This window comes from Pseudescherichia vulneris NBRC 102420 (assembly GCF_000759795.1).
In the GTDB taxonomy this organism is placed as follows: domain Bacteria; phylum Pseudomonadota; class Gammaproteobacteria; order Enterobacterales; family Enterobacteriaceae; genus Pseudescherichia; species Pseudescherichia vulneris.
On record NZ_BBMZ01000047.1, the window covers coordinates 1 to 4,220 of the forward strand.

General features: G+C 51.3%; 4 protein-coding genes and 4 tRNA genes. 7 read left to right on the forward strand and 1 reads right to left on the reverse strand.

What is annotated here, in order from left to right:
- The first annotated feature begins 131 nt into the window (after nt 1–131).
- Together murB and birA are read left to right on the forward strand one after the other, a co-directional pair.
- Nucleotides 132–1,160: a UDP-N-acetylmuramate dehydrogenase gene (gene murB / locus EV102420_RS20715; RefSeq protein ID WP_042396198.1), complete on the forward strand. Its 1,029-nt coding sequence runs from the start codon at nt 132–134 to the stop codon at nt 1,158–1,160.
- Nucleotides 1,157–2,119 carry a bifunctional biotin--[acetyl-CoA-carboxylase] ligase/biotin operon repressor BirA gene (gene birA / locus EV102420_RS20720; RefSeq protein ID WP_042396202.1) on the forward strand — a complete coding sequence of 321 codons (963 nt, stop codon included), beginning with the start codon at nt 1,157–1,159 and terminating at the stop codon, nt 2,117–2,119. The genes murB and birA overlap by 4 nt, the downstream gene beginning before the upstream one ends.
- Nucleotides 2,120–2,150: 31 nt before the next feature.
- Here the strand turns inward: birA and coaA are convergent, their stop codons facing one another.
- On the reverse strand, nt 2,151–3,101 hold the full coding sequence (coaA, locus tag EV102420_RS20725; protein WP_042396206.1) for a type I pantothenate kinase: 951 nt from the start codon (nt 3,099–3,101) through the stop codon (nt 2,151–2,153).
- A gap of 401 nt (nt 3,102–3,502) precedes the next feature.
- Between coaA and EV102420_RS20730 the strand changes: the two genes are divergently transcribed.
- From EV102420_RS20730 to EV102420_RS21775, 5 genes are all read left to right on the forward strand, one after another.
- Nucleotides 3,503–3,578: transfer RNA gene (locus tag EV102420_RS20730), tRNA-Thr, on the forward strand.
- Between the two features lie 8 nt (nt 3,579–3,586).
- A tRNA-Tyr gene (locus tag EV102420_RS20735) sits at nt 3,587–3,671 on the forward strand.
- 115 nt (nt 3,672–3,786) lie between these two features.
- Nucleotides 3,787–3,861, forward strand: a tRNA-Gly gene (locus tag EV102420_RS20740).
- A gap of 6 nt (nt 3,862–3,867) precedes the next feature.
- Nucleotides 3,868–3,943 (forward strand) — tRNA-Thr (locus tag EV102420_RS20745).
- Between the two features lie 118 nt (nt 3,944–4,061).
- A partial coding sequence (locus EV102420_RS21775) for a GTP-binding protein (RefSeq protein ID WP_227507214.1) occupies nt 4,062–4,220 on the forward strand: 159 nt, incomplete at its 3' end.

Here is a 4,220-nt window from a genome sequence, read left to right on the forward strand (position 1 = left end):
GTTTAAAAAACAGCGCCGCTCCCGCCGTAGGCCCGGTAAGCGCCGCGCCACCGGGCGATTACGCCTCATTCACAAGCGCTCATTCAGCATATGGGGTACACTAGCCCTGTTTTTGTCTTTGGATGGCGTCTATGAATCACTCCCTTAAACCCTGGAATACCTTTGGTATTGCGCATAATGCGAATCACATCGTGCTTGCCGACAATGTGCAACAGCTCCTTAACGCCTGGCAGAATGCGGTGCAGATCCAACAGCCCGTATTAATTCTGGGCGAGGGGAGTAACGTTCTCTTCCTGAATGATTTTGCCGGTACGGTGATTGTTAACCGCATCATGGGTATCGATACCACTGAAAAACCCGATGCCTGGCATCTGCACGTTGGCGCAGGGGAGAACTGGCACCGGCTGGTTCAATATACGCTGGGTAAAGGGATGGCTGGCCTGGAGAATCTCGCCCTGATCCCTGGCTGTGTAGGTTCATCACCCATTCAAAACATCGGCGCGTATGGCGTTGAGCTACAGCGCGTATGCGACTATGTTGACTGCGTTGAGCTTGCGACTGGCCATATTCAGCGCCTTACCGCTCAAGAGTGCCGCTTTGGCTATCGGGACAGCATCTTCAAGCATGAGTATCAGCATAGTCATGCCATCGTCGCGGTAGGCATACGCCTGAAAAAAGCCTGGCAGCCGGTACTGACCTACGGCGATCTAGCACGCCTCGATCCGGCTACTGTTACGGCACAGGACGTTTTTGATACCGTCTGCAATATGCGAATGAGCAAGCTTCCCGATCCAAAAGTAAACGGTAACGCAGGAAGCTTCTTTAAAAATCCCGTAGTAAGCGCAGAGGTGTCGCAACAGCTGTTGACTCACTATCCTGATGCGCCGCACTATCCTCAGGCCGATGGTACCGTCAAGCTCGCTGCCGGCTGGCTTATCGATCGTTGCCAGTTAAAAGGCACGGCAGTAGGCGGTGCAGCCGTACACCGCCAACAGGCGCTTGTGCTTATCAATGAAAACCAGGCGACCAGCAAAGATGTGGTAGGTCTGGCGCATCATGTACGTCAGCAGGTGGGAGAAAAATTCAACGTCTGGCTGGAGCCAGAAGTGCGTTTTATTGGCCCAACGGGAGAGGTGAACGCTGTGGAGATCATCGCGTGAAGGACAATACTATTCCATTAACCCTGATTTCAATTTTAGCCGACGGCGAGTTCCATTCAGGAGAGCAGCTGGGTGAGCGCCTGGGAATGAGCCGGGCGGCCATTAACAAGCACATTCAGACCCTGCGCGACTGGGGCGTTGATGTCTTTACCGTACCGGGAAAAGGCTACAGCCTACCGGAGCCTATCCAGCTGCTAAACCAGGAGTTTATTAGCAGCCAGGTAAAACAGAGTCAGGTTGCCGTACTGCCGGTTATTGATTCAACGAACCAGTATCTACTGGATCGTATCGGTACTTTACAGTCAGGCGATGCCTGTGTTGCCGAGTATCAGCAGGCGGGACGGGGTCGGCGCGGGCGTAAATGGTTCTCTCCTTTTGGGGCGAACCTCTATCTCTCCATGTTCTGGCGTCTTGAACAGGGCCCTGCGGCAGCGATTGGTCTCAGCCTGGTGATTGGTATCGTGATGGCAGAAGTGCTGCGCGATCTGGGCGCCAGCCAGGTACGCGTCAAATGGCCTAACGATCTCTATCTGCAGGATCGCAAGCTGGCCGGTATTCTCGTTGAGCTGACGGGAAAGACGGGCGATGCAGCACAGATCGTTATCGGGGCAGGGATCAATCTGGCGATGCGGAAGGTTGAGTCCGACGTTATTAACCAGGGATGGATCAATCTTCAGGAAGCGGGGATCGTCATCGATCGTAATACCCTTGCCGCGCGGCTAATTAACGATTTACGCGCTGCGCTGGAGCTGTTTGAGCAGGAGGGGTTAACCCCTTATCTTTCTCGCTGGGAAAAGCTGGATAACTTTATTAACCGTCCGGTCAAACTTATTATTGGTGATAAAGAGATAGTGGGTATTTCACGCGGAATAGATACACAAGGCGCACTGCTGCTTGAGCAAGACGGAGCGATTAAAGCGTGGATGGGCGGTGAAATTTCGTTAAGAAGCGCGGAATAATAGTGAAGCAGGGAGCGTAACGCTCCCTTTTTTATTTGCGTAACCGTACCTGCTCAACCGCATGATTGGCGCTTTTAGTCATGATCAGGCTGGCGCGCTCACGAGTAGGTAGGATGTTTTCTTTCAGATTCAGGAAGTTAATTTCCTGCCACAGGGACGTCGCAACCTTCACCGCTTCCTCTTCAGAGAGCTTCGCATAGCTGTGGAAGTACGAGTCTGGGTTGCTAAACGCACCTTCGCGGAATTTTAAAAAGCGATTGATATACCAGCGCTGTAATAGATCTTCCGGGGCGTCAACGTAAATAGAGAAATCGACAAAGTCCGATACAAATACATGGTGCGGATCGTGAGGATAATCCATTCCGCTCTGCAACACGTTCAAGCCTTCAAGAATTAAAATATCGGGATGGGTAACCGTCTTATCCCCGTCGGGAATAACATCATAAATAAGATGAGAGTAGACCGGGGCAGTCACATCCGGCACGCCCGATTTAAGATCGGAAACGAACTTCACCAGTCGGTGCATATCGTAGGACTGAGGAAAGCCTTTCTTCTTCATCAGACCACGATCTTTCAGCACCTGGTTAGGATGCAAGAAGCCATCGGTGGTAATGAGCTCTACCCGGCGATGTTCAGGCCAGCGGCTCAGCAGCGCCTGCAGTACGCGAGCGGTCGTACTTTTCCCTACGGCCACGCTGCCGGCAATGCTGATGATATACGGGATGCGCTGCCCGTTAGTACCCAAGAACTGCTCCAGTACGGCCTGACGGCGCAGGTTAGAGCTGATATAGAAATTGAGTAAACGCGACAGAGGCAGATAGATCTCTGCAACCTCTTCAAGGGAGAGATCTTCATTAATACCTTTTAACCGCGCAATTTCCCCTTCCGTCAGGGTCATCGGCACCGAGTCACGAAGTGCAGCCCACTGGCTGCGGTTAAACTGTAAGTAAGGCGTCATTAACGTTTGCTCTGCTGCATTCATAAGCATGTTTCTGCGTGCCATTTATCGTCACCGTTCCGAGGATAAACGTTCAGCGATGCGCAGTCCTGAAAGACAGCTCAATGGCACGCTACAATGAAGTTTATTATGGACAATGGGCAGGAGGGTAACATCAGATTGCAGGTAAGGATAAGAAAAAATAGTGGCGAAGAGTGCTTTCACTGATACGCATCACGTAACAGGATCGGCCCACGGTGATTTCGCCGCGTTTTGACATTCTCTTTGCTCGTTAAGACGCGATAAAACGTTGAATATTTGTTCGCCGTTGCATGAAATGACAGCATTTTTACATGTCAGCGCACAAAATGTGAGCAAGAGAACGTTTTATGCGATTTTTTTGTTGCATGAACCCGCTGGGCTCCCTAGAATGCGCGCTACTTGATGCCGACTTAGCTCAGTAGGTAGAGCAACTGACTTGTAATCAGTAGGTCACCAGTTCGATTCCGGTAGTCGGCACCATCAAGTCCGGTGGGGTTCCCGAGCGGCCAAAGGGAGCAGACTGTAAATCTGCCGTCACAGACTTCGAAGGTTCGAATCCTTCCCCCACCACCACTTTCTGGCAGCGTAATTGCCGCCTGAGCTGGTTAAAAAATTAAGCAGCTCGAACATAAAAAGAGAGCAATCTCTTTTTTGTTACAGAAAGAACTGGGTAGCCGAGTTTCAGGATGCGGGCATCGTATAATGGCTATTACCTCAGCCTTCCAAGCTGATGATGCGGGTTCGATTCCCGCTGCCCGCTCCAATACGTGCTGATATGGCTCAGTTGGTAGAGCGCACCCTTGGTAAGGGTGAGGTCCCCAGTTCGACTCTGGGTATCAGCACCACTTCACTTCTCCCTCCCGTTTCTCTCTGTTTACATTTAAAAGCATTCAACAAGTCGGGCATGTTGCCTGGTTGATGTGGTGATATCACCGATTTATCCGTGTCTTAGAGGGACAATCGATGTCTAAAGAAAAGTTTGAACGTACAAAACCGCACGTTAACGTCGGTACTATCGGCCACGTTGACCATGGTAAAACAACGCTGACCGCTGCCATCACTACCGTTCTGGCTAAAACCTACGGTGGTTCTGCTCGTGCATTCGACCAGATCGATAACGCA